A 19,968-nucleotide genomic window follows, 5' to 3' on the forward strand; every position below is an offset into this window, starting at 1 on the left:
GTGCGGGGTTCTGTGTGCCTGCCCGGTGCGTCAGTCAGCGCGAGCGCCGCTGCACATACACGGCCGCGACGATGATGCCGGCCTTCACGACCAGTGCCGCCGCATCGGGAATGCCGTGCGCGAGCAGCGTGTAGCGCAGCAACTGGATGATCAGCGCGCCGATCAGTGTGCCGCCGATATACGCCTTGCCGCCCGTCAGCGCGGTGCCGCCGACCGCGACCGCGGCGATCGCGTCGAGCTCGACGCCGAGCCCCACGACGTTCGCATCCGACGACGAATTCACCGAGATCGAGATCAGCCCGGCGAGCCCCGCGAGCGCCGCGCACAGCGTGTAGGCGATCAGCTTGACGGTGGCGGTCGGCACGCCGCACAGATACGCGGCCTTCTCGTTGCCGCCGGTAATCAGCAGATACTGGCCGAACAGCGTCTTGCGCACGACCCACACGAATACCGCGACCAGCGCGAGCATCAGCAGCACCTGGAACGGCACGCCCGCGATCTTGCCGAGCGCGATCCACTGGAACGCGGGCGTGTTGAACGCCTGCAGGCTGCCGTCGGTGACGACCTGCGCGATGCCGCGTCCGGCGATGAACAGCACCAGCGTCGCAACGATCGGCTGCACCGCCAGCCTTGTCACGAGCAGGCCGTTGAACACGCCGCACAACGCGGCGGCGAGCACCGGCAGCACGAACGCGAGCGCGATGCCGAGCGGTCCGGAGATGTTCAGGAACAGCATCGGCGCGAGCGCGCCCGAAATCGCCATCGACGCGCCCACCGACAGATCGATGCCGCCCGTCGCCACCACCAGCGTCATGCCGATGCCGACGATCACGATCGTCACGACCTGCGTCATGTTCACGTTGAAGGTCTGCAGCGACCAGAAGTGCGGCGTGAAGATCAGGTTGAACAGCACCATCGCGAGCAGCACGATGATTTCGCGCTGCATCGCGAGATGGCGCCATTTCTGCATGCTGCTCGCCGGCTGCGTGCGCGGGGGCTGGGTGGATTGCATCGTGGTGGTGTCGCCGCGCGGCGGGTCGGTGCGCAAGGTATCGGTGTGCAGCTTAAGCGCCATGACGGTCGCCCTCCAACGCGTCTTCGATGTGTGCGGCATTGGCCGATTGGGCCGCTTCGGCCAGCGCCGACTGACCGTGGCTGCCGTAGGCGATCGCATCCATGATCGCGGTCTCGCTCATGTCGGCGCCGTTCAGCTCGGCGACGGTGTGTCCGTCGCGGATCACCACCGCGCGATCGGCGACCGCGGTCAGTTCCTCGAGTTCGGACGCGGACAGCAGCACCGCCAGCCCCGCGTCGCGCAGCTCGCGCACGATCTTCGCGACGTCGGCCTTCGCGCCGACATCGATGCCGCGCGTCGGCTCGTCGAGTAGCAGCAGCGACGGCTCGGCCGCGAGCCAGCGCGCGAGCAGTACCTTCTGCTGATTGCCGCCCGACAGCTCGCGGATCGGCTGATCGGCGGAACGCAGCTTGATGCCGAGCGTCTGGATGAAGCGCTCGACGATCGCCTGCTGTCTCTTCACGTCGACGATGCCGTTCTTCGCAAGCGTGCGCAGACATACGAGCGTGAGGTTGTCGCGCACCGACAGTTCGGGGACGATGCCTTCGCCCTTGCGGTCTTCGGTCAGATACGCAAGGCCGCGCGCAATCGCGTCCTGCGGCGACTTCAGCGCGACCGTCTCGCCGCCGATCGACAGCGACCCCTGTGTCAGCGGATCGGCGCCGAACATCAGCCGCATCGTTTCGGTGCGGCCCGAGCCGAGCAGCCCCGCGAGACCCACCGCTTCGCCCGCATGCACGTCGAGCGACACGCCGTTCACCTTCGGCGGCGCGCCGAGCTGGGTCGCGCCGATCACCTGCTTGCCGCGCTTCGCGAGATTCGCCTCGCGCGACGCGGTGTCTTCCTGCACCACGGCGGCGAGCGTGCGGCCGAGCATCGTCGTGACGAGCTGCAGCTTGTCCATCTCGGCCATCGTGCTTTGCGCGACCGTCTGGCCGTCGCGCATCACGGTCACGCGGTCGCACAGCGCGTACAGCTCGTCGAGCCGGTGCGACACGAAGATCACCGCGCGGCCGTCGTCGCGCAGCTTGCGCACGACGGTGAACAGCAACTCCACTTCGCGTTCGTCGAGCGACGAGGTCGACTCGTCCATGATGACCATCTTCGCGTCCGACGACACCGCGCGCGCAAGCGCCACCATTTGCTGGATCGCGGTCGAATAGCGGCCGACCGGTTTTTTCACGTCGATCTCCAGGCCGAACGATTCGAGCAGCGCGGCCGCGCGCTGCTGCACCGTGCGCCATTCGATCAGCCCGAAGCGGCGCGGCTCGCGGCCGAGAAAAATGTTTTCCGCGACCGAGCGGAACGGCACCAGGTTGATCTCCTGATAGATCGTGCTGATGCCCGCTTCGCGTGCCTGCTTCGGCGTGCGGAAATCGACTTCGCGGCCTTCGAAGCGCACGCTGCCCGAGCCGCGCCGATAGGCGCCGGTCAGGATCTTGATCATCGTCGATTTGCCGGCGCCGTTCTGGCCGATCAGCGCGTGCACTTCGCCCGCGGCGACGCTCAGACTGGCGCTGCGCAGCGCGGGCACGCCGCCGAAGCTGATGCCGATGTCCTGCATCTCGAGCAGCGGCGGACGGTTAAGAGGGGAGTGAGTCTGCGTGCCGGATTCCGTCACGGGTGTTCTCCTGATGCGGATGCTGCCGATGTGGCATAGGCGGTGTGGCGCTGCCTGCGCCATCCGGGGCGAAGCGTCGGCCGGGTCGATCGAGGGTCCGCTTTGCACGTTCGCTTCGCACGTTTGCTTCGCACGTCCGTGAAGCACGCGCGCCCGGACCATGTTACGCCGCATAAAAGCGAAGCGACGGTCCGTGCGGTCACGGGCGCGTCGCTTCGAACCCTTCCCGCCACCCGCCCGACGAGGAGACATCATGGAAGGCGGGTGACTTCCTGCTACAACGCTGGGGGAAGCTCTTCAGCTGGTCCCGAGGACGCTCACTGTGGAGCGCGTGCCTCAGGGCGCTTCGCCATGTTCGCGATCAATAGCCGTACTGCATGTTCTGCTGCACGTTTTCCTTGTCGTAGAACCGGTCGGACACCTTGACCCACGTCGGGATCTTTTCACCCTTTGCATAGCGCTGCGCGACGTCGCACGCGAGCGGGCCGAAGAACGGGCTCGACTGCACGCTCGCGCCGAGCTCGCCGGCGGCGATCGCGTCCATGCCGCCCTTGGTGCCGTCGATCGTGACGATCTGGATGTCCTTGCCCGGCTGCTTGCCGGCCGCCTTGATCGCGGCGATCGCGCCGAGCGCCATTTCGTCGTTGTGCGCGTAGACGGCGGTCACGTCCGGATGCGCCTGCAACAGCGTTTCCATTACCTTGCGGCCGGTGTCGCGCGCGAAGTCGCCGCTTTGCGACGCGATGATCGTCATGCCGGGATTCTTCGCGATCACCTCGTCAAAGCCCTTCTTGCGATCGTTCGCGGCCGACGCGCCGGTCGTGCCTTCGAGCTCGATGATCTTCGCCTTGCCGCCCGTCGCCTTGACGAGCCAGTCGGCGGCGCGGTGGCCTTGGTCGATGAAGTCCGAGCCGATGAACGTGATGTAGTCGCGGCCCGCTTTCGCGACCGACTGGTCGACGTCGCGGTCGACGAGGATCACCGGAATGCCGGCCTTTTTAGCTTGCAGCACGACCGGCGCGAGCGGTTTTTCCTCGCGCGGCGGGAACACCAGCAGATCGACGTGCTGCGCGATCATGCTTTGAATGTCCGACACCTGTTTGGAGTTGGAGCCATTGGCGTCGGTCATCACGAGCTGCCAGCCGCACTTCGCGGCGATGTCCTTGAAGCTCTTCGTTTCCGCGAGACGCCACGGGTTGTTGCTTTCGGTTTGCGCGAAGCCGACCTTCAACGGGGTCTTGTTCGGCAATTTCGGCAACGCGTCATCGGCGTGCGCGGCGGCGGCGCCGAGACCGATTGCCAGAGCCAGCAGCGAAGCTGCCAGCGGACGAATCTGCTGCTTGCGCGCGTGCGAGCGCGACTGCGTATTGAGCGACGCCATGTCTTCCTCCAGTAACCGGGTGAGGGTTGTATTTGCTTTTGTGCTGCTCGGTATTGCCTCGGATGCTGCATCGGGTCTTGCCGGGCGCATTGCCAGGCGTTGCCCGCGGATGGGCGGACAACTGCCGGCTTTGCACCGGGGACGGTCGCGCGGCCATCGGGTGATGACCAGCCGGCGTGCGCCCCTCTCGATCCGACGTGCCGATTATTCCACTCGGAATTATTATCGGTCAATCACTAATAATATTAATTGTCGGCTGTTTCGCCTCGGTAATTACCCTGACCGACGCGCGTTCGACGAGCGGCCCGTCGAGCTTGACCATCCGGTGTCGCACCGGCGCGCCGGCCGCGCGGTTGTGCTCTTCCTGCAGCAGCGTTTCGACCGCCCAGCGGCCGAGCTCGTAGTTCGGCAGCACCACGGTGGAGAGCGGCGGATGCGTATGGCGGGCGATTTCCTGGTCGTCGTAGCCGAGCACCGACACGTCTTCGGGCACGTGCAGGCCGAGCTGCTTGAGCGCCTCGATCGCGCCGATCGCGGTCAGGTCGTTCGCGCAGAAGATCGCGGTGGGCGGATTGGCTTCGCGCATCAGCGACAGCGTCAGCTCGAAGCCGAGGCCCGAGCTCCAGTCGCCGTCGCGCACGAGTTCGGGCGCGAACGGCAGGTCGGCGGTGGCGAGCGCGGTGCGGTAGCCCTTCAGACGGTCCTTCGCGGCGTCCTGCCACGGCTCGCCGTTGATGTAGCCGATGCGCCGGTGGCCGGCCTGCAACAGATAGTCGGTCGCGAGATGGCCGCCCGCGACCTCGGCCGGCACCACCGACGAAAACGCGCTGTCGCCGGTGTAGCAGTTCAGCAGCACGGTCGGCACCTGCGACAGCGCGGCCGGCGGCGCCACCTTGCGCGTGTAGACGGTCGCGTAGATCACGCCGAACACGTGCGGATTGGCGAGGACCGTGTCGAGCACCTGCTTTTCGATGTCGGCGTTGCCGTGCGTCGAGTAGACCGCGAGCATCTTGCCGCTCGCGTAGGCGGCGTCGCGCGCGCCGTCGATGTTGACGACCGGGTGCGGACTCGTCGAGATCTCGTCGGCGAGGTAGACGATCAGGTTGCGTTCGTCGCCCGACGCCGCGACCGGCGCGCGCAGCGACAGCCGGTAGCCGAGATCGTGCGCGGCCTTCAGCACCTTGTTGCGGGTGGCTTCCGAGAATTTCGCGCCGGCCGCGTTGTTGAGCACCAGCGACACGGTGGATTGCGACACGCCGGTGAACTTGGCGATGTCGGTCATGGTAGGACGGCGTTGAGTCGATTTTTTCATTGTGCGGGCCGCGTCGACGCGGCGCGAAAACAGGGGGAATGCCGCTGGCATCATGCTGCCGACGGTACCACTAATAATATCTGCGCGGCAACGCGCGCTAACCCGCCATTTGGGAGGGATATTTCGACGCCGGGTCGCGTATTTCGATAAATTTATTACTAATAATATTGACCGACGATGCCATGTCGTGCGATTCTCGCTCGGCGGACTCAGCCGGTCCGCCGGCCGCGTGCCGTGCGCGGCACGCTATAAGGAGACCCCGATGCACGTTGACGCCGCCTTTGGCCCGCGGTTTCACTTCTTCTGACTATGCGCGACGTTTCCCTGAATCCGATGCGGCCCGCTGTGACAAAACCCGTGGCGCAAGCTTCGTCACAACCGGCCGTACAGGCCGTACAAACTGGCGCACTTTCGTGGCTCGCCGATCCCGCGCTCGCCGCGCGGCTCGTCACGCTGACGGCCGGCGCGTTGCGCGTGGTGATCGCACCCGAGATCGGCGGCGCGCTCGCGGCGTTCTACGAAGTCACGCCGGACGGTCCGTTGCACTGGCTGCGGCCGGCGGCGCCGGAGGCATTCGCCCAGCGCGATCCGCTGCGCATGGCGAGCTTTCCGTTGTTTCCGTATTGCAACCGGATTCGCGACGCGCGTTTCGAATTCGACGGCGCCACGATCGACCTCGCGGGCAACGACACGCGCTTCGCGCATGCGCTGCACGGCAACGCATGGCGGCATCCGTGGCGTGTCGGGGCGCGCAGCGAAAGCGCGGTGGACTTGCACTTCGAGCATGCGCCGGACCCCGGCGCGCGCGGCGACTGGCCGTTTCGCTATCGCGCGCGCCAGCGCATCGAATTGCGCGGCGGCGCGCTGCATATCACGCTGTCCGCGCAAAACCTGGCCGAGCGGCCGATGCCGTTTGGCATGGGTCATCACCCGTACTATCCGCGCACCGCGCAGACGCGCATTCATGCCGACGTGCAGGCGATGTGGCACGCCGACGCCGAGGTGCTGCCGACTCATCTCGGCCCGCATCCCGCGGTCGACGCGATGCGCGCGGGCATGTCCGCGGACGCGTTCGATCTCGACAACAATTTCGCGAACTGGGCGCGCGAGGCGACGATCGCGTGGCCCGATGAACGCCGCAGCCTGACGCTGAGCGCCGACGCACCGTTCGACCACATGGTGGTGTTCGCGCCGGCCGACGATCCGCAACTGTGCGTGGAGCCGGTCACGAACACGACCGACTGCTTCAACGCGTTCGACACGTTCGACACGGCGGGCCTGCGTGAGCGGGTCGGCGGCTGCGTGCTGCAGCCGGGCGAGAAGATCGAGGCGGCGCTGACGTGGACGCCGCATCGGGAGTAAAGGCGTCGCGCCCGCCCGATCTAATCGAGCCTCAACCGCGCCATATAAGGCAGATGATCCGACAGCCACGCGGTCTCCTGCGTCGGCTGGATCCATTCGACCGGCTGCATGCCGCGCACGAACATCTTGTCGAGCGACAGCGCCGGTGAGAACGCCGGGAACGTGCGCGCCGGCTCGCCCAGCAGCGTCGCGACTTCCTGCAGGCCATGCTCGCGGAACAGCGGCACCGAGTCGTTGCGCCAGTCGTTGAAGTCGCCGGCCAGCACGAGCGGACCGTCGGGCGCTTCCTTCGCGATCCAGTGCGCGATCCACTCCATCTGCCGCATCCGCGCCGGACGCGTGAGCGCGAGATGCGCACACAGCAGCGTGACGAGCCGTCCGCCGAAGGTCGCGCGCGCGACCAGCAGGCCGCGCTTTTCGAAGCGGTGCGCGGAGATGTCCCAGCGGCCGCCGAGATCGAGCGGATGCGGCGACAGGATCGCATTGCCGTGCCGCCACGACGGCTTGAACACGTTCGGGCCGAGCGCGACTTCGAGCTCGAGCGCGCGCGCGATTTCAGTTGCCTGACAGTGCCAGACGTCGGTCAGCGGATCGTCGATCGGCGCGCCGAAACTGCTCGCCAACACCGGCGACGGCAGGCGCCGCGCCATCGCTTCCTGCAGGAAGTACGCGTCCGCATGGGTCGACTGCACCCAGCTTTGCATCGCCTGCCAGGCCTGAAAGCCGAGCGGCGTGCGGCCCTTGTGCAGGTTCCAGCTTACCGCGACGAAATCGTTCGGCGCGAGATTCTCGCGGATCAATTCTTCTGGGTTTCGCATGCCGTGTTATCCACGTGTTCTGTTTGAGCGCGTCGAAAAGGCGCGCAGCTCAGGTCCGCTATTCATGTGTCAGTTCGAATTGCCGGCCGCGCTGCCGTTGATCTTGCCGTTCGTCACGCCGCCCGCGCCGGTGCCGCTCGCGCCGCTCTCCACGACGTTCGCGCGCACGCGGTAGACGAGATTCGGATTGTGGTCGACGATCGTCCAGCTTGCCCATTGATCCGGCGGCACGATCAGGCCGGGGTGGCTCGCGCTCACCTGGCGAGGTTGCGGCGGCAGCTTGCAGCCGATGTCGGTGCGCGGCGCGCTGTTGTCTTCGAGCGTTTCCTGTGTGTCGATCGACATCATGACGCCTTCCGGATCCACCCGCAGCGGCGAGACGGTCAGCGTGTGCGACAGGTCGATGCTGCCGGCCGGCTGGTCCTTGCAGCCGACGTTATGCTGCACGACCCGGTGATGCGTATCGGTGCGCGCCTGGCCGACCGTGGTGGTGCCGTCGAACGAGTCGATCTGCTGGCCGTCCTGCATCACCCGCAACTGCCATTGCACGACCTGCGCTGGCCGTTGTTGCGCGTGAGCGAGCAACGAAGCGCCAAGCAGCATGGCCGCGATACTGGTTTTCCACATAGAAGGAATCTCCGGTCCCGGCGTCGGCCCGCATGGTTGCCGGGTCATTACAGGTATGTTTCCACGTAATCAGAGAGCCATCTTACCTCTGATGGCCGGAACGTTTTCTGACATGTCGGCGGGGGTCCGGTTCAGCAACAATGCATTCCAGATAAGGACGACAATCGCCGAAAACCAGCGGCCAGCAACGCGGCGGTTAGCAGCAGAGCGGCGCGACTGCTGGCTTGCATGCGTTTATGCCGTCGCTACACTGGACCTGGAACGGCGCTCACGAGGCGCCGCGTTGGCAGGACCAGTCAGACGGGGTGAGCGATGACAACAGCAATGGTCAAACAGGAAATCGCCGTGGCTTCGTTCAGCCGGGTGTACGACCTCGATCAGGTCGAAACCGCGCTGAACGGTCTCGGCGACGGCGCGAACGAGGCGTTGCGCGCGACATATGAAAAGATGCTGAAAACCGGCAATCTGCGTTTTTGCGTGAAGCCGAACCGGATGCCGTCGATCGACGATCTGATCGACGCGCTGCCCAATTTTTCCGCACCGCTCGACGACATCCGCAAGCAGGTCGCGCTGTGCCTCGAGACCGAGGACCGGCTCGAACTGATGCCGATCCTGCTGCTCGGCGATCCGGGCATCGGCAAGACGCATTTCGCGAAGCAGCTCGCGCGCCTGCTCGGCACCGCGTATCAATATGTGGCGATGAGTTCGCTGACGGCGGGCTGGATTCTGTCGGGCGCGTCGTCGCAATGGAAGAACGCGAAGCCGGGCAAGGTGTTCGATGCGCTCGTGAACGGCAGCTACGCGAATCCCGTGATCGCCGTCGACGAAATCGACAAGGCCACCGGCGATTCGCAATACGATCCGCTCGGCGCGCTGTACGCGCTGCTCGAGCACGACACCGCGCAGAGCTTCATCGACGAGTTCGCCGAGATTCCGATCAACGCCGGCAACGTGATCTGGATCGCGACCGCCAACGACGAACGCGCGATCCCCGAGCCGATCCTGAACCGGATGAACGTGTACGAGATTGCGCCGCCGGACCACGACGGCGCGCGGCGCATCGCGCAGGCGATCTACGACGAGATCCGCTCCGCGCACGGCTGGGGCTTGCGTTTTCCGGAGTCGCTCGGCGATGCGACGCTCGACTCGCTCAAGCGCGCGTCGCCGCGCGAAATGCGTCGCGCGATCCTGAACGGCTTCGGCGCCGCGCGGATCGCCGGACGCGATCGGATCGAACCCGCCGACATCCGGCTCGACTACGGAAATCGCCGAAAACCGATCGGTTTTTGACCTTTTTTGCCCCTTTTCCTTGTGAAAACGGCCCTTCGGGCGGTTTATTCGGGCCGAAGGCTGGAATTTTTACTTTGCGTGACGTGAATGCAGCGGCAATTGTTGCTGTTTTTGAGATGCCAGCGGAAAATGTCGCGCGCGAGCCGGATCGTAAACACAAGTCCGCGAGCCGGCGGCATACACTTGAACTGAAGCAGTTAGCCGCCGCGCCTCGCGTGCGCTCGCGACAGCAATGCCCGCAGACCCGCGGGCATTTCCGTCTGTACCGCGTCGTACAATTTTGCGTGGCGGCGATAAAAATGGCATAGGCAGACACAAGTGGACAGAGGCGTTCGGCAACGAGCGGACCGCGGCGCCGAGGCGCCGTATCCTGTCCTCCTCTCCATCGGCTGAACGAGGCAGCGCGCGGCGCAGTGAGCCGCGTCAACGGATATGGATCAGATCGAATGTGTAGTGATCGGCGCCGGCGTGATCGGCCTCGCGACGGCGCGCGCGCTGGCGGCGCGCGGGCGCGAGGTGATCGTGCTGGAAGCCGCCGAGGCGATTGGCGTGGGCACGAGTTCGCGCAACAGCGAAGTGATTCATGCGGGTATCTACTATCCGCGCGGTTCGCTGAAGGCCACACTGTGCGTGCGCGGCCGCGAGATGCTGTACGACTATTGCGCCGGGCACAACGTGCCGCATTCGCGCTGCGGCAAGCTGCTCGTCGCGACGTCGCGCAACCAGATTCCTCAGCTCGAAAGCATCATGGCCAAGGGCCGCGACAACGGCGTGCTCGACCTGATGCGCATCTCCGGCGATCAGGCGCAGGCGCTCGAACCGGCGCTCGAATGCGTGGAAGCGGTGTTCTCGCCGCAGACGGGGATCGTCGATAGTCATCAGTACATGCTCGCGCTGCAGGGCGATGCCGAGCGCGACGGCGCGGTGTGCGCGTTTCATGCGCCGGTCGAGGCGATCGAGGCGCGCAACGGCCGCTTCACTATCTCGGTCGGCGGCCATGCGCCCACCACGATCAGCGCCGCGTGCGTGATCAATAGCGCGGGTCTGCACGCGAACGCGCTCGCGCGCAGGATTCGCGGGCTCGATGCGCGTCATGTGCCGCCGCTGTATTTCGCGCGCGGCAACTACTTCAGCATCTCGGGACGCGCGCCGTTCAGCCGCCTGATCTATCCGATGCCGAACGAGGCGGGTCTCGGCGTACATCTGACGATCGATCTCGGCGGCCAGGCGCGCTTCGGTCCCGATGTCGAATGGGTCGACGCGATCAATTACGACGTCGACCCGCGGCGCGCGGACTCGTTTTACTCGGCGATTCGCGCGTATTGGCCCGCGTTGCCCGATGACGCGTTGCAACCCGCGTACGCGGGCATTCGTCCGAAGCTGTCCGGTCCCGGCGAGCCCGCCGCGGACTTCGTGATCCAGGGGCCGGCCGCGCATGGCGTACGGGGGCTCGTCAATCTGTTCGGCATCGAGTCGCCGGGGCTGACGGCGTCGCTCGCGATCGCGCAGCGGGTGTGCGAACTGGCCGGGCGCGGCTGAACCGGCGGGCGCGCCTGGCGCCCGTCGAGCGCGCCGCGCCCGCGCTCCTACCGATCCTCTTATCTCCATCATTGGACCCTCACGCGCGACGGCTTCGTTGCTATGCTTGGGGAACGCTGTCACCAGAACGGCGTTGTTTCCATATAAATGGAGTGAGTCCCCATGAGATCTTCCCGTCGTACGTTTTTGATCACCAGTATCGGTGTGGCATCGACGCTTGCGCTGTCACGCCAGGCGTTCGCCGATGCACCGAAAGTCTCCGAAACCGACCCGACCGCGCAGGCGCTCGGCTATCGGGCGGATGCAAGCAAAGTCGACAAGGCAAAGTTCACCAAATTCGCGCCGGGCGAGGAATGCGGCAACTGCAGCTTCTTCCAGGGCAAGGCGGGGGATGCCTACGGCGGCTGTCCGATGTTCGCGGGCAAGCAGGTGGCGGCCAAGGGTTGGTGCAGCGCCTATAACAAGAAAGCCTGACGACGCGGCTTCAATGCGTTTTTCGGCTCGCGGAATGCGCCGCGGCATCGCGGTGTATTCCGCAGTAACGTCTTCAGTGCGATGTATCCCGATGCGTCTGCTCGGCGCGTCTGAAACGGCTGACCGCCGGACATTTTTCGCAGTCTGGAGACTTCGAATGGCACCTGCGTCGAGGAGCCTTCATACACGCGCAGTCGTCGCGGCGGTGATCGGCAATGCGCTCGAATGGTACGACTTCACCGTATTCGGCCTTCTGACGGCGGTGATCGCGCAGTTGTTCTTTCCGGCCGGCAACGGCTACTCCTCGATACTCCTGAGCACCGCGACCTGCGGCGCCGCCTTCGTGATGCGGCCCATCGGCGCCATCGTTCTCGGACTCCATGCGGATCGCGCCGGACGCAAGGCGGCGTTATCGCTCGTGATTGCGCTGATGACGCTCGGCATCCTGCTGCTCGCGATTGCGCCGCCTTATTCGGCGATCGGCATCGCCGCGCCGCTGATGATCGTGCTCGGGCGTCTGTTGCAGGGCTTCTCCGCCGGCGGCGAATTCGGCAGTTCGACCGCTTTGCTGATCGAAGCGGCGCCGTTCTCGAAGCGCGGCTTCTACGGTAGCTGGCAGATGGCGAGCCAGGCGGCGGCGCTGCTGCTCGGCGCGCTGGTGGGCGCGTTGATCACGCGCGGTTTGTCGCCCGACGCGCTGAAGTCCTGGGGTTGGCGCGTGCCGTTCATTTTCGGCGCGCTCATCGGCCCGGTCGGCTTTTACATCCGCCGCCATCTCGCCGATTCCGAAGTCTTTCTGCTCGCGCAAAGGCATGCGCCGCGCGCGACGCTGCGCGAAGTATTCGCGAACCATCGCCGCAACGTGCTATGCGGACTCGGCTCGGTGATCGCGCTCACCGTGACGATCTACGTGCTGGTCAGCTATCTGCCGAGCTTCGCGGTGACGCAACTGAAGCTGCCTTACGCGCCGTCGTTCTCCGCGGTGATCGTCGGCAATCTGCTGCTGGCGGCGCTTGCGCCGCTGACCGGCGCATGGTCCGACCGGATCGGGCGCAAGGGCCTGTCGCTGTGGTCGCTGACGCTGACGTTCGTGCTCATCTATCCGCTCCTTGCGTGGCTCGCGGACGAGCCGAGCGTGTCGAAACTGATTCTCGTGCAGGCGCTGCTGTCGATCCTGCTGTCGGGCTGCTACGGCCCGTTCGGCGCGCTGATCGCCGAGCTGTTTCCGGCGAACGTGCGCTCGATCGGCCTGTCGCTCGCCTATAACGTCGCGATGATGCTGTTCGGCGGCTTCGGCCCGTTCGTCGTGACGTGGCTCATCGACACCACAGGCTCCGCGCTCGCGCCGACGTGGTACGTGATGGCGGGATTGGCGCTGTCGATCGTCTCGGTGGCTTGCATTCCGGGGCAGCGACACGTCGATCTCGATGCGCGGCGCAAGCCGGCCTGACATTGCGGCTTTCTCTACCGGCGCGCGTTCATCAACGGCGGCCGTCTGTCGAACCACGGCCGTGCCGCTTCGAGTTGCGCGGCAAGTCTGAGCAGCGTCGCTTCGCCGCCGGTGCGCGCCGCGAACTGCACGCCGATCGGCAGCCCGCGTGCGTTCCAGTAGAGCGGCACCGACATCGCCGGCTGTCCGCTCAGATTGAACAGCTCCGTGCATCCGGCCCACGCGAAGGCCTTGTTCGACGCTTCGAGCAGCAGCTTCTTCATCAGCGGTTCGAGCGGCATCGTCGTGACGGCGCGCATCTGCATGCGCTCGACGGAAGTCGGCTGCATTTCGCCGATCCTGATCGGCGCGCCGGCCAGCGTCGCGCACAGCAGCACGTCATAACGGTTCATCAGATCGGTCAGGCGCGCCGTGATGCGGCGCTGTTCGTCGAGCGCGGCCGGCAAGCCCTGCTCGCCGAGCTTGCGCCCGATATGCGCGATCGCCCACGTCGAAATTTCGAATTCGCTGCGCAGGGGCTTGCGGCCGGTAATGCGCTCCGCGTTCAGCACGAGGTCTTCGGCGCTGACGGACCACAGCGTCAGAAACGCATGGCGGACCGCCGCGAAATCAATGCCGAGCGACACCGGCTCGAGACGATGGCCGAGCGAACTCGCGAGTTGCGCGGCGTCGTCGAGCGCGGCGCGCGCATCGGCGGATAGCGATGTTGCGAGCATCGGCTCCGTTACGTATGCGATGGTGAGCGGCTTGCACGGCTCGCGGGTCGCGCCGAGAAACGTACCGGGCGCGCCGCTGGGCCGCTGCGCGTTGCCCGACAGCAGATCGAGCAGCAACGCGCTGTCGCGCACGCTGCGCGAGACCGCGAGGTCGATACCGAGTTCGCCGGGGCCGGGCGGCGCGGCGCGCGGCACGCGTCCGCGCGAAGGCTTCAGGCCGAACAGTCCGCAGCACGAAGCCGGAATGCGGATCGAGCCGCCACCGTCCGACGCATGCGCGAGCGGCACGATGCCGGCGGCGACCGCCGCCGCGGCACCGCCGCTCGAACCGCCCGGCGTGTGATCGAGATTCCACGGATTGCGGCACGCGCCGAATAGTTCGGGCTCCGTATAGGGCATCTGGCCGAGCTCGGACGTGCTGGTCTTCGCGAAGATGTTCAGGCCCGCCGCTTTCGCGAGCGTCACGACCGGTGCGTCCTGCGTCGGAATGAAGTGACGGTAGTGACGGCTGCCCATCGCCATGCGCAAGCCGGCGATCGGCGCGCCGAGATCCTTGATCAGGAAGGGCACGCCGGCGAGCGCCGCGTGCGCGGCGGAGGGGGGCGTTCCGTTGACGCCGGGGTTGCGATTGGCGTCGTCGCTCGATGCGCGTTGGCGCGCCGCGTCGTAATCCTTCAGCACGATCGCGTTGATCGCGGGATTGACTGCTTCGGTGCGCGAAATCGCGACGTCGATCAGTTCGCGCGCGCTGACCTGACGCGTGCGCACGAGTTCGGCGAGACCGATGGCGTCATGAGCGAGATAGTCTGAGTGCACGGCGGATGGATCCTCGCTGTCGGTTTGTGTTCTGCGCTGAATTTGCCGGCTGCCTTGCCGCGGCTTCGCCGGCTGCGACGCCATTTGCGTGTGCGCGCGACGAACCCGTTTCGCCAGGCATCCGTTGCCCGGTCGATCGTCGCACATGGAAAAAGACGGCGTGTCACCGCCACGCCGTCTTTCAGAGAGTACCCGAGTTACGCTGGCGCGGTAGGCGGCGCGTGGATACGAAGGGAAGCCTGCGGTTCGGAACCGCGGATTACATCCGCTCGCCGAGGAACGTCAGCGTGCGGCCATGCGCCAATGCGGATGCGTGCTGGTTGTAGGACGCGCGATCCGAGCAGTTGAAGCCGTGATCGGCGTTCGGGTAGATGTGGAACTGCACGTCCGCGCGGCCCGCGAAGCGCTCCTGGATCTGGCCGATGTCCGACAGCGAAATATGCGCGTCGAGTTCGCCGTAATGGAACAGCATCGGCACCTTGACGTTCGCGGCCTTGTCGAGCTGCGTATGGATGCCGCCGCCGTAGTAGGCGACGGCGGCGTCGAGCGAGCCGGCCGCCGCGGCCAGATACGCGAGCCGGCCGCCGAAGCAATAGCCGATCGCCGCGACCTTGCCGGTCACTTCCGGCATCGCGCGCAACGCGGCGGCGGCGGCGCCGATGTCGGCGACCGCGTCGTCGAGCCGGGTTTTCTGCATCAGTTCGATGCCCTTTTCGCGGTCCTTGCCTTCATAGGTCAATTCGACGCGCGGCTGCACACGCCAGAACACGTCCGGGGCGAGCGCGACATAGCCGTCCTGCGCGTACTGATCCGCGACCGAACGGATATGGCTGTTCACGCCGAAGATTTCCTGAATGATGATGACGGCCGGTCCCTTGCCGCCCTTCGGCAGCGCGAGGTAGCCGCCGAAACTGTCGTTGCCGGCGGGGATGTCGATCCATCGGGAAGTCGTGCTCATGCTGTTCTCCATTGACTCGCGCGCGTGCCGCGCGAGGTCGGTCTATACGAAACGCCAGAGGCCGGGCGGCCCTGAAGCGGCGGTTAGTTTGCCATCAAAAGAAACGGCTTGCAGTGAGGCTGGACGGGGGCTTCGCGCGCCGCGCGGCACGCGTCGGTTCTCGTAAGGCGATTGAAACAATCTCGATAATTCATTTCTCCGCCGGCGCGCGTATCGGTACAGTCGGGCGTGACGGCTCGCGCGGCTCGGAACCCGGTGGAAACCCACTGGGAACATGCGGCGCACACATGGCGAAATACATGGCGAATACGTTTGCGAGCCCATTGGCGAGAAGAGTGCCGGTATTGCGCCGGCAAAGGAAACGATCATGAATGAAGGCAGTTTCGTGACGCCGTTTGCCGGGCGTTTTCAGATGCGGGTGCCGGTCGTGCAGGCGCCGATGGCGGGCGGCGCGACCACGTCCGCGCTGGTGGCGGCGGTATCGAACGCAGGCGGCCTCGGCTTTCTCGCGGGCGCGGCGCTCGCGCCGGAAAAGATCGCGAGCGAGGTCGCGGCGATTCGCGCGCTGACCGATCGCCCGTTCGGCGTGAACCTGTTCGTGCTCGACCCCGCTTCACCCGACGACGCCACCGTGCGCCGCGCGCTCGCGGCGATCGATCCGCTGCGCGCCGATCTCGGTTTGCCGCTGGGCAAGCCGCTCGAACGCTACGCGCCGGATTTCCGCGCGCAACTGGACACCCTGATCGAATTACGCGTGCCGGTCGCCGGCTTTACGTTCGGACTGCTGCCGGCGGCCGACGTCGAACGCCTGCACGCGAACGGCACGTACGTGGTGGGAACTGCGACGCATGTCGCCGAAGGCATCGCGTGGCGCGACGCCGGCGCCGACGCGATCGCCGCGCAAGGCGCGGAGGCGGGCGCGCATCGCGGCACTTTCATCGGCGCGTTCGAGGACGCGCTGGTCGGCACGATGGCGCTCGTGCCGCAGCTCGTCGACGCGACCGGGCTGCCGGTGCTCGCGGCCGGCGGCATCATGGACGGCCGCGGCATCGTCGCCGCGCTCGCGCTCGGCGCGCAGGCGGCGGTAATGGGCACCGCGTTTCTCACCTGCCGCGAGAGCGCGATTCCGGACGTATGGAAAACCCGCGTACGCGGCATGTCCGATACGTCGACCGAGGTGACGCGCGCGATCACCGGCCGTCATGCGCGCGGCATCCGCAATCCGTTGATGCGGCGCCTGAGCGAAACGGCGGACAGCATCGCGCCGTATCCGGTGCAAAACGCGTTGACGCAGGAATTGCGGCAAAACGCGGGCCGCGCGCAGAACGGCGATTATCTGTCTCTGTGGGCCGGGCAGGGCGCGCCGCTCGGACGCGCGCGCGCCGAAGGCCTGGGCGCCGCCGAACTGATGACGCAACTCGAGCGGGAATGGCAGGCATCCGCCGCGCGCATTGCCGCATTCAGGCGCTGACTATTTATTTAACTGATGCGCAATCGATGCGCGACTGATTCACGATTGACGCGCGGCTGATTTCCCATTTTGCCGCGCGCTCGCCAAACTGTGCGGCGCGCCTCATTTTTAGTTGAAAAAACCTTCGAATCACGTCCTGTTCAAGCCGGTAAAAGCGTGAATCCGCACCTGCGGAGAAAAAACCGAATTAGCGGAAACCCGCATGGGCTGGGGCTTTCCAGCCGGTTCCCCTGATTGCGGACAGCTCGCGCCGGATAAGCGCTATTAGTGTTCTTCCCACTTTCTCAAAAAATTCCCCCAAATTAATTTGTTGGCCTACACTTGCGCGCAAGTACGGTTTGCCATCTGTCACAAACAGTCCGGCAAGCGTGCTGGCCAAGTGCATGAACGATGCAACCGGCGTGGTCGTCCACGGGACTGAGCGACACGAGTTGGGGAAGCGGGGCACAGGGCGATTACGTTGTTTTGACCGAAACTGGAGACTTACATGAACATCAAAATTCAAAAGCTGTTGCCGATCAGCGCTGCGGCGATGCTGTTCGCGACGTTGGCAACATCGGCCGCGGCCGACACGGTCGTCAAGATCGGTCACGTTGCGCCGTTGACTGGCGGTATCGCCCACCTGGGTAAAGACAACGAAAACGGCGCGCGTCTCGCCGTCGAGGAAATCAACGCGAAGGGCCTGACGATCGGCGGCCAGAAGATCACGCTGCAACTCGACGCGCAGGACGATGCGGCTGACCCCCGCACCGCCACGCAGGTTGCGCAGAAGCTCGTCGACGACAAGGTCGTCGCGGTGGTCGGCCACCTGAATTCGGGCACCTCGATCCCGGCTTCGAAGATCTATAGCGATGCGGGCATCGTGCAGATCTCGCCGTCGGCAACGAACCCGGCCTACACGCAGCAAGGCTTCAAGACGACGTACCGCGTCGTCGCGACCGATGCGCAACAGGGTCCGGCGCTCGCGAACTACGCGGCGAAGGGCATGAAGGTGAAGAGCGTCGCGATCGTCGACGACTCGACCGCTTACGGCCAGGGTCTCGCGAACGAATTCGAGAAAACCGCCAAGGCGCTCGGCATGAACGTGGTGTCGCATGACGCGACCAACGACAAGGCCGTCGACTTCCGCGCGATTCTGACGAAGATCAAGGGCGAAAACCCGGACGCGATCATGTACGGCGGCATGGACGCCACCGGCGGTCCGTTCGCGAAGCAGGCCAAGCAGCTCGGCCTGCGCGCGAAGGTGCTCGCGGGTGACGGCGTCTGTACCGACAAGCTGTCCGACCTCGCCGGCGACGCGACCGACAACATCGTCTGCTCGGAAGCCGGCATGGCGCTCGAGAAGATGGCGGGCGGCAAGGCGTTCGAAGCGAAGTACGAGAAGCGCTTCGGCCAGCCGATCCAGATCTACGCGCCGTTCACGTATGACGCGGTGTACATCATCGTCGACGCGATGAAGCGCGCGAATTCGACCGATCCGGCGAAGATCCTGGCTGAGATGCCGTCGACGGACTACAAGGGCGTGATCGGCGAAACGACGTTCGACTCGAAGGGCGACCTGCAGCACGGCGTGATCTCGCTGTACAACTACAAGCAGGGCAAGAAGACGTTGCTCGACGTTGTGAAGATGTAATTTGCGTGGTCGGGGACGGCGTATAGCCGTCTTCGCTTCGCTGCTATTGAGGCACGCGGGCCGTGAGGTTTGCGTGCTTTTTTCTTTGGGTTGGCGGTAGGGGGCGGTTTGTGCCGCCCCCACATCAGATGTTCAAACGCCGCAGCACCTTCGGCCCGGCGAGCGCGATTGCCGCGGAGCACACGGCGACGACCGACAGGCCGATCGTCAGATTGGTCACCTGCGTGACCGCGCCGATGATGACCGGCCCGAGCAGCAGCCCGAAATACGCGAGCCCCGCGACGTGCGCGAGCCCTTCGGCCGCGTGGATGCCCTTCACGCTCGCTGCCGCCGCGAACAGCACCGGCATCATGTTCGCGAGGCCCAGGCCGATCAGCGCGAAGCCGGCGAGCGCGGCAACCGGGTTGGGCAACAGCAGCGCGTCGACCATCCCCGCGCACGCGAGCGCGGCGCTCATCATCACGAGTTGCGGCGCGCCGAAGCGGGCGCGCACCGCGTCGCCGGCGAAACGGGCGGCCGCCATCCCGCCCGAAAACGCCGCGTAGGCGGCACTCGCGAGCGCGGGTGTCGCGAGCACGACGTCGCGCATATAGACCGTGGCCCAGTCGTACATCGCGCCTTCGGCAATCAGCGCGACCAGCGCCATCGTGCCGAGCGCCCACAGCGCCGCCGAGCGCCAGCGGCTCGCGCGCGGCGTGGCGGCGTCGGGATGCTCGGCGTGCGGCACGTGCGGCAGCACCGACGGACAGGCGAGCAGCAGCACGAGCGCGCTTACCGCCGCGGCGAGCGCAAGATGCAGCGCCGGCGCCATGCCGCGCGACAGCAACGCGCCGCCGACGGCCGCGCCGAACATCCCGCCGAGGCTGAACATGCCGTGCAGCGACGACATGATCGGCTTGCCGAGCGCTTTTTCGACGGCGCTCGCCTCGGCATTCATCGCGACGTCGAGCGTGGCCATGCCCGCGCCGAAGATGGCCAGCACGATCAGCAACGTCCAGTAGGCCGGCACGACCAGAATCGATGCCGCGCAGGCGGCCATCACGAGGCCGCCCGTCAGGCACGCGCGGCGCGTGCCGACCCGCGCGATCCACGATCCATTGGTCACCATCGCGCCGATCGAGCCGCCGGCCACTGCGAGCAGCGCGAACGACAGCATCGCGGCATTCAGATGGAAGCGGTCGCGCACGGTCGGCACATGCACGCCCCACGATGCGTACATCATCCCGGCGATGAAAAACAGCGCCATCGTGGCGACGCGCGCCCGCTGCCGCGCGGTGACGGGTAGGTCGCGGTGAGCGGCAGGCAGGACGGCGAATTCGGAGGCTTGGTGATCGGGCACGGAGGTATCGAGGGGATAACGTATGAGAAAGCGCATTGAAAGCGGACTTCCGATTCTATCGAAGCGCCGTCTCTAACGCCTGGACG

At 65.9% G+C, this 19,968-nt stretch carries 17 protein-coding genes; 8 read left to right on the forward strand and 9 right to left on the reverse strand.

The annotated features are described in order from the left end of the window. Positions 1-34: 34 nt before the first annotated feature. The 4 genes from QM685_RS01715 to QM685_RS01730 all read right to left on the reverse strand — a co-directional run bounded on the left by QM685_RS01715 (position 35) and on the right by QM685_RS01730 (position 5,359). Positions 35-1,075 (reverse strand): ABC transporter permease, encoded by a 1,041-nt coding sequence (locus QM685_RS01715; RefSeq protein WP_415112114.1) that lies wholly within the window; start codon positions 1,073-1,075, stop codon positions 35-37. Beyond that, the gene (locus tag QM685_RS01720) at positions 1,065-2,639 is read right to left on the reverse strand and encodes a sugar ABC transporter ATP-binding protein (protein WP_415112313.1); all 1,575 of its coding nucleotides are present in this window, start codon (positions 2,637-2,639) and stop codon (positions 1,065-1,067) included. Before QM685_RS01720 ends, QM685_RS01715 begins: the two co-directional genes overlap by 11 nt. A 418-nt stretch (positions 2,640-3,057) precedes the next feature. Then, positions 3,058-4,077 (reverse strand): ABC transporter substrate-binding protein, encoded by a 1,020-nt coding sequence (locus QM685_RS01725; protein WP_415112115.1) that lies wholly within the window; start codon positions 4,075-4,077, stop codon positions 3,058-3,060. Positions 4,078-4,306: 229 nt separating this feature from the next. Then, positions 4,307-5,359 carry a LacI family DNA-binding transcriptional regulator gene (locus QM685_RS01730; protein WP_415112116.1) on the reverse strand — a complete coding sequence of 351 codons (1,053 nt, stop codon included), beginning with the start codon at positions 5,357-5,359 and terminating at the stop codon, positions 4,307-4,309. A 339-nt stretch (positions 5,360-5,698) separates the two neighbouring features. Between QM685_RS01730 and QM685_RS01735 the strand changes: the two genes are divergently transcribed. Then, positions 5,699-6,751, forward strand: a complete 1,053-nt coding sequence (locus QM685_RS01735; protein ID WP_415112117.1) for an aldose 1-epimerase — start codon at positions 5,699-5,701, stop codon at positions 6,749-6,751. Positions 6,752-6,771: 20 nt separating this feature from the next. Here the strand turns inward: QM685_RS01735 and QM685_RS01740 are convergent, their stop codons facing one another. Both QM685_RS01740 and QM685_RS01745 read right to left on the reverse strand, forming a co-directional pair. After that, positions 6,772-7,569, reverse strand: a complete 798-nt coding sequence (locus QM685_RS01740) for an endonuclease/exonuclease/phosphatase family protein (protein ID WP_415112118.1) — start codon at positions 7,567-7,569, stop codon at positions 6,772-6,774. A gap of 69 nt (positions 7,570-7,638) precedes the next feature. Next, positions 7,639-8,196, reverse strand: a complete 558-nt coding sequence (locus QM685_RS01745) for a hypothetical protein (protein ID WP_415112119.1) — start codon at positions 8,194-8,196, stop codon at positions 7,639-7,641. A gap of 312 nt (positions 8,197-8,508) precedes the next feature. Between QM685_RS01745 and QM685_RS01750 the strand changes: the two genes are divergently transcribed. From QM685_RS01750 to QM685_RS01770, 5 genes are all read left to right on the forward strand, one after another. Then, complete coding sequence (locus QM685_RS01750) at positions 8,509-9,486, forward strand: AAA family ATPase (RefSeq protein ID WP_415112120.1); 978 nt, start codon at positions 8,509-8,511, stop codon at positions 9,484-9,486. Further along, positions 9,483-9,794: a hypothetical protein gene (locus QM685_RS01755; protein WP_415112121.1), complete on the forward strand. Its 312-nt coding sequence runs from the start codon at positions 9,483-9,485 to the stop codon at positions 9,792-9,794. Before QM685_RS01750 ends, QM685_RS01755 begins: the two co-directional genes overlap by 4 nt. Before the next feature lie 124 nt (positions 9,795-9,918). Beyond that, positions 9,919-11,025, forward strand: coding sequence for an NAD(P)/FAD-dependent oxidoreductase (locus tag QM685_RS01760; protein ID WP_415112122.1), 1,107 nt, complete (start codon positions 9,919-9,921; stop codon positions 11,023-11,025). 162 nt (positions 11,026-11,187) lie between these two features. Beyond that, positions 11,188-11,499, forward strand: coding sequence for a high-potential iron-sulfur protein (locus tag QM685_RS01765; protein WP_415112123.1), 312 nt, complete (start codon positions 11,188-11,190; stop codon positions 11,497-11,499). A gap of 157 nt (positions 11,500-11,656) precedes the next feature. Continuing rightward, positions 11,657-12,949 carry an MFS transporter gene (locus tag QM685_RS01770; protein WP_415112124.1) on the forward strand — a complete coding sequence of 431 codons (1,293 nt, stop codon included), beginning with the start codon at positions 11,657-11,659 and terminating at the stop codon, positions 12,947-12,949. A 14-nt stretch (positions 12,950-12,963) separates the two neighbouring features. Here the strand turns inward: QM685_RS01770 and QM685_RS01775 are convergent, their stop codons facing one another. Next, positions 12,964-14,481 (reverse strand): amidase, encoded by a 1,518-nt coding sequence (locus QM685_RS01775; protein WP_415112125.1) that lies wholly within the window; start codon positions 14,479-14,481, stop codon positions 12,964-12,966. Positions 14,482-14,740: 259 nt separating this feature from the next. After that, the gene (locus QM685_RS01780; protein WP_415112126.1) at positions 14,741-15,439 is read right to left on the reverse strand and encodes a dienelactone hydrolase family protein; all 699 of its coding nucleotides are present in this window, start codon (positions 15,437-15,439) and stop codon (positions 14,741-14,743) included. A gap of 367 nt (positions 15,440-15,806) precedes the next feature. Between QM685_RS01780 and QM685_RS01785 the strand changes: the two genes are divergently transcribed. Continuing rightward, entirely contained in the window at positions 15,807-16,910 is a 1,104-nt protein-coding gene (locus QM685_RS01785; protein WP_415112127.1) for an NAD(P)H-dependent flavin oxidoreductase, read from the forward strand. Between the two features lie 487 nt (positions 16,911-17,397). Continuing rightward, positions 17,398-18,543, forward strand: a complete 1,146-nt coding sequence (locus QM685_RS01790) for a branched-chain amino acid ABC transporter substrate-binding protein (protein WP_415112128.1) — start codon at positions 17,398-17,400, stop codon at positions 18,541-18,543. 124 nt (positions 18,544-18,667) lie between these two features. Here QM685_RS01790 and QM685_RS01795 read toward each other — a convergent pair whose 3' ends face one another. Further along, a complete protein-coding gene (locus QM685_RS01795; protein WP_415112129.1) occupies positions 18,668-19,918 on the reverse strand; it encodes an MFS transporter in 1,251 nt (416 codons plus the stop codon). Positions 19,919-19,968 lie beyond the last annotated feature (50 nt).

The organism is Paraburkholderia sp., assembly GCF_047605525.1.
Taxonomy (GTDB): Bacteria; Pseudomonadota; Gammaproteobacteria; order Burkholderiales; family Burkholderiaceae; genus Paraburkholderia.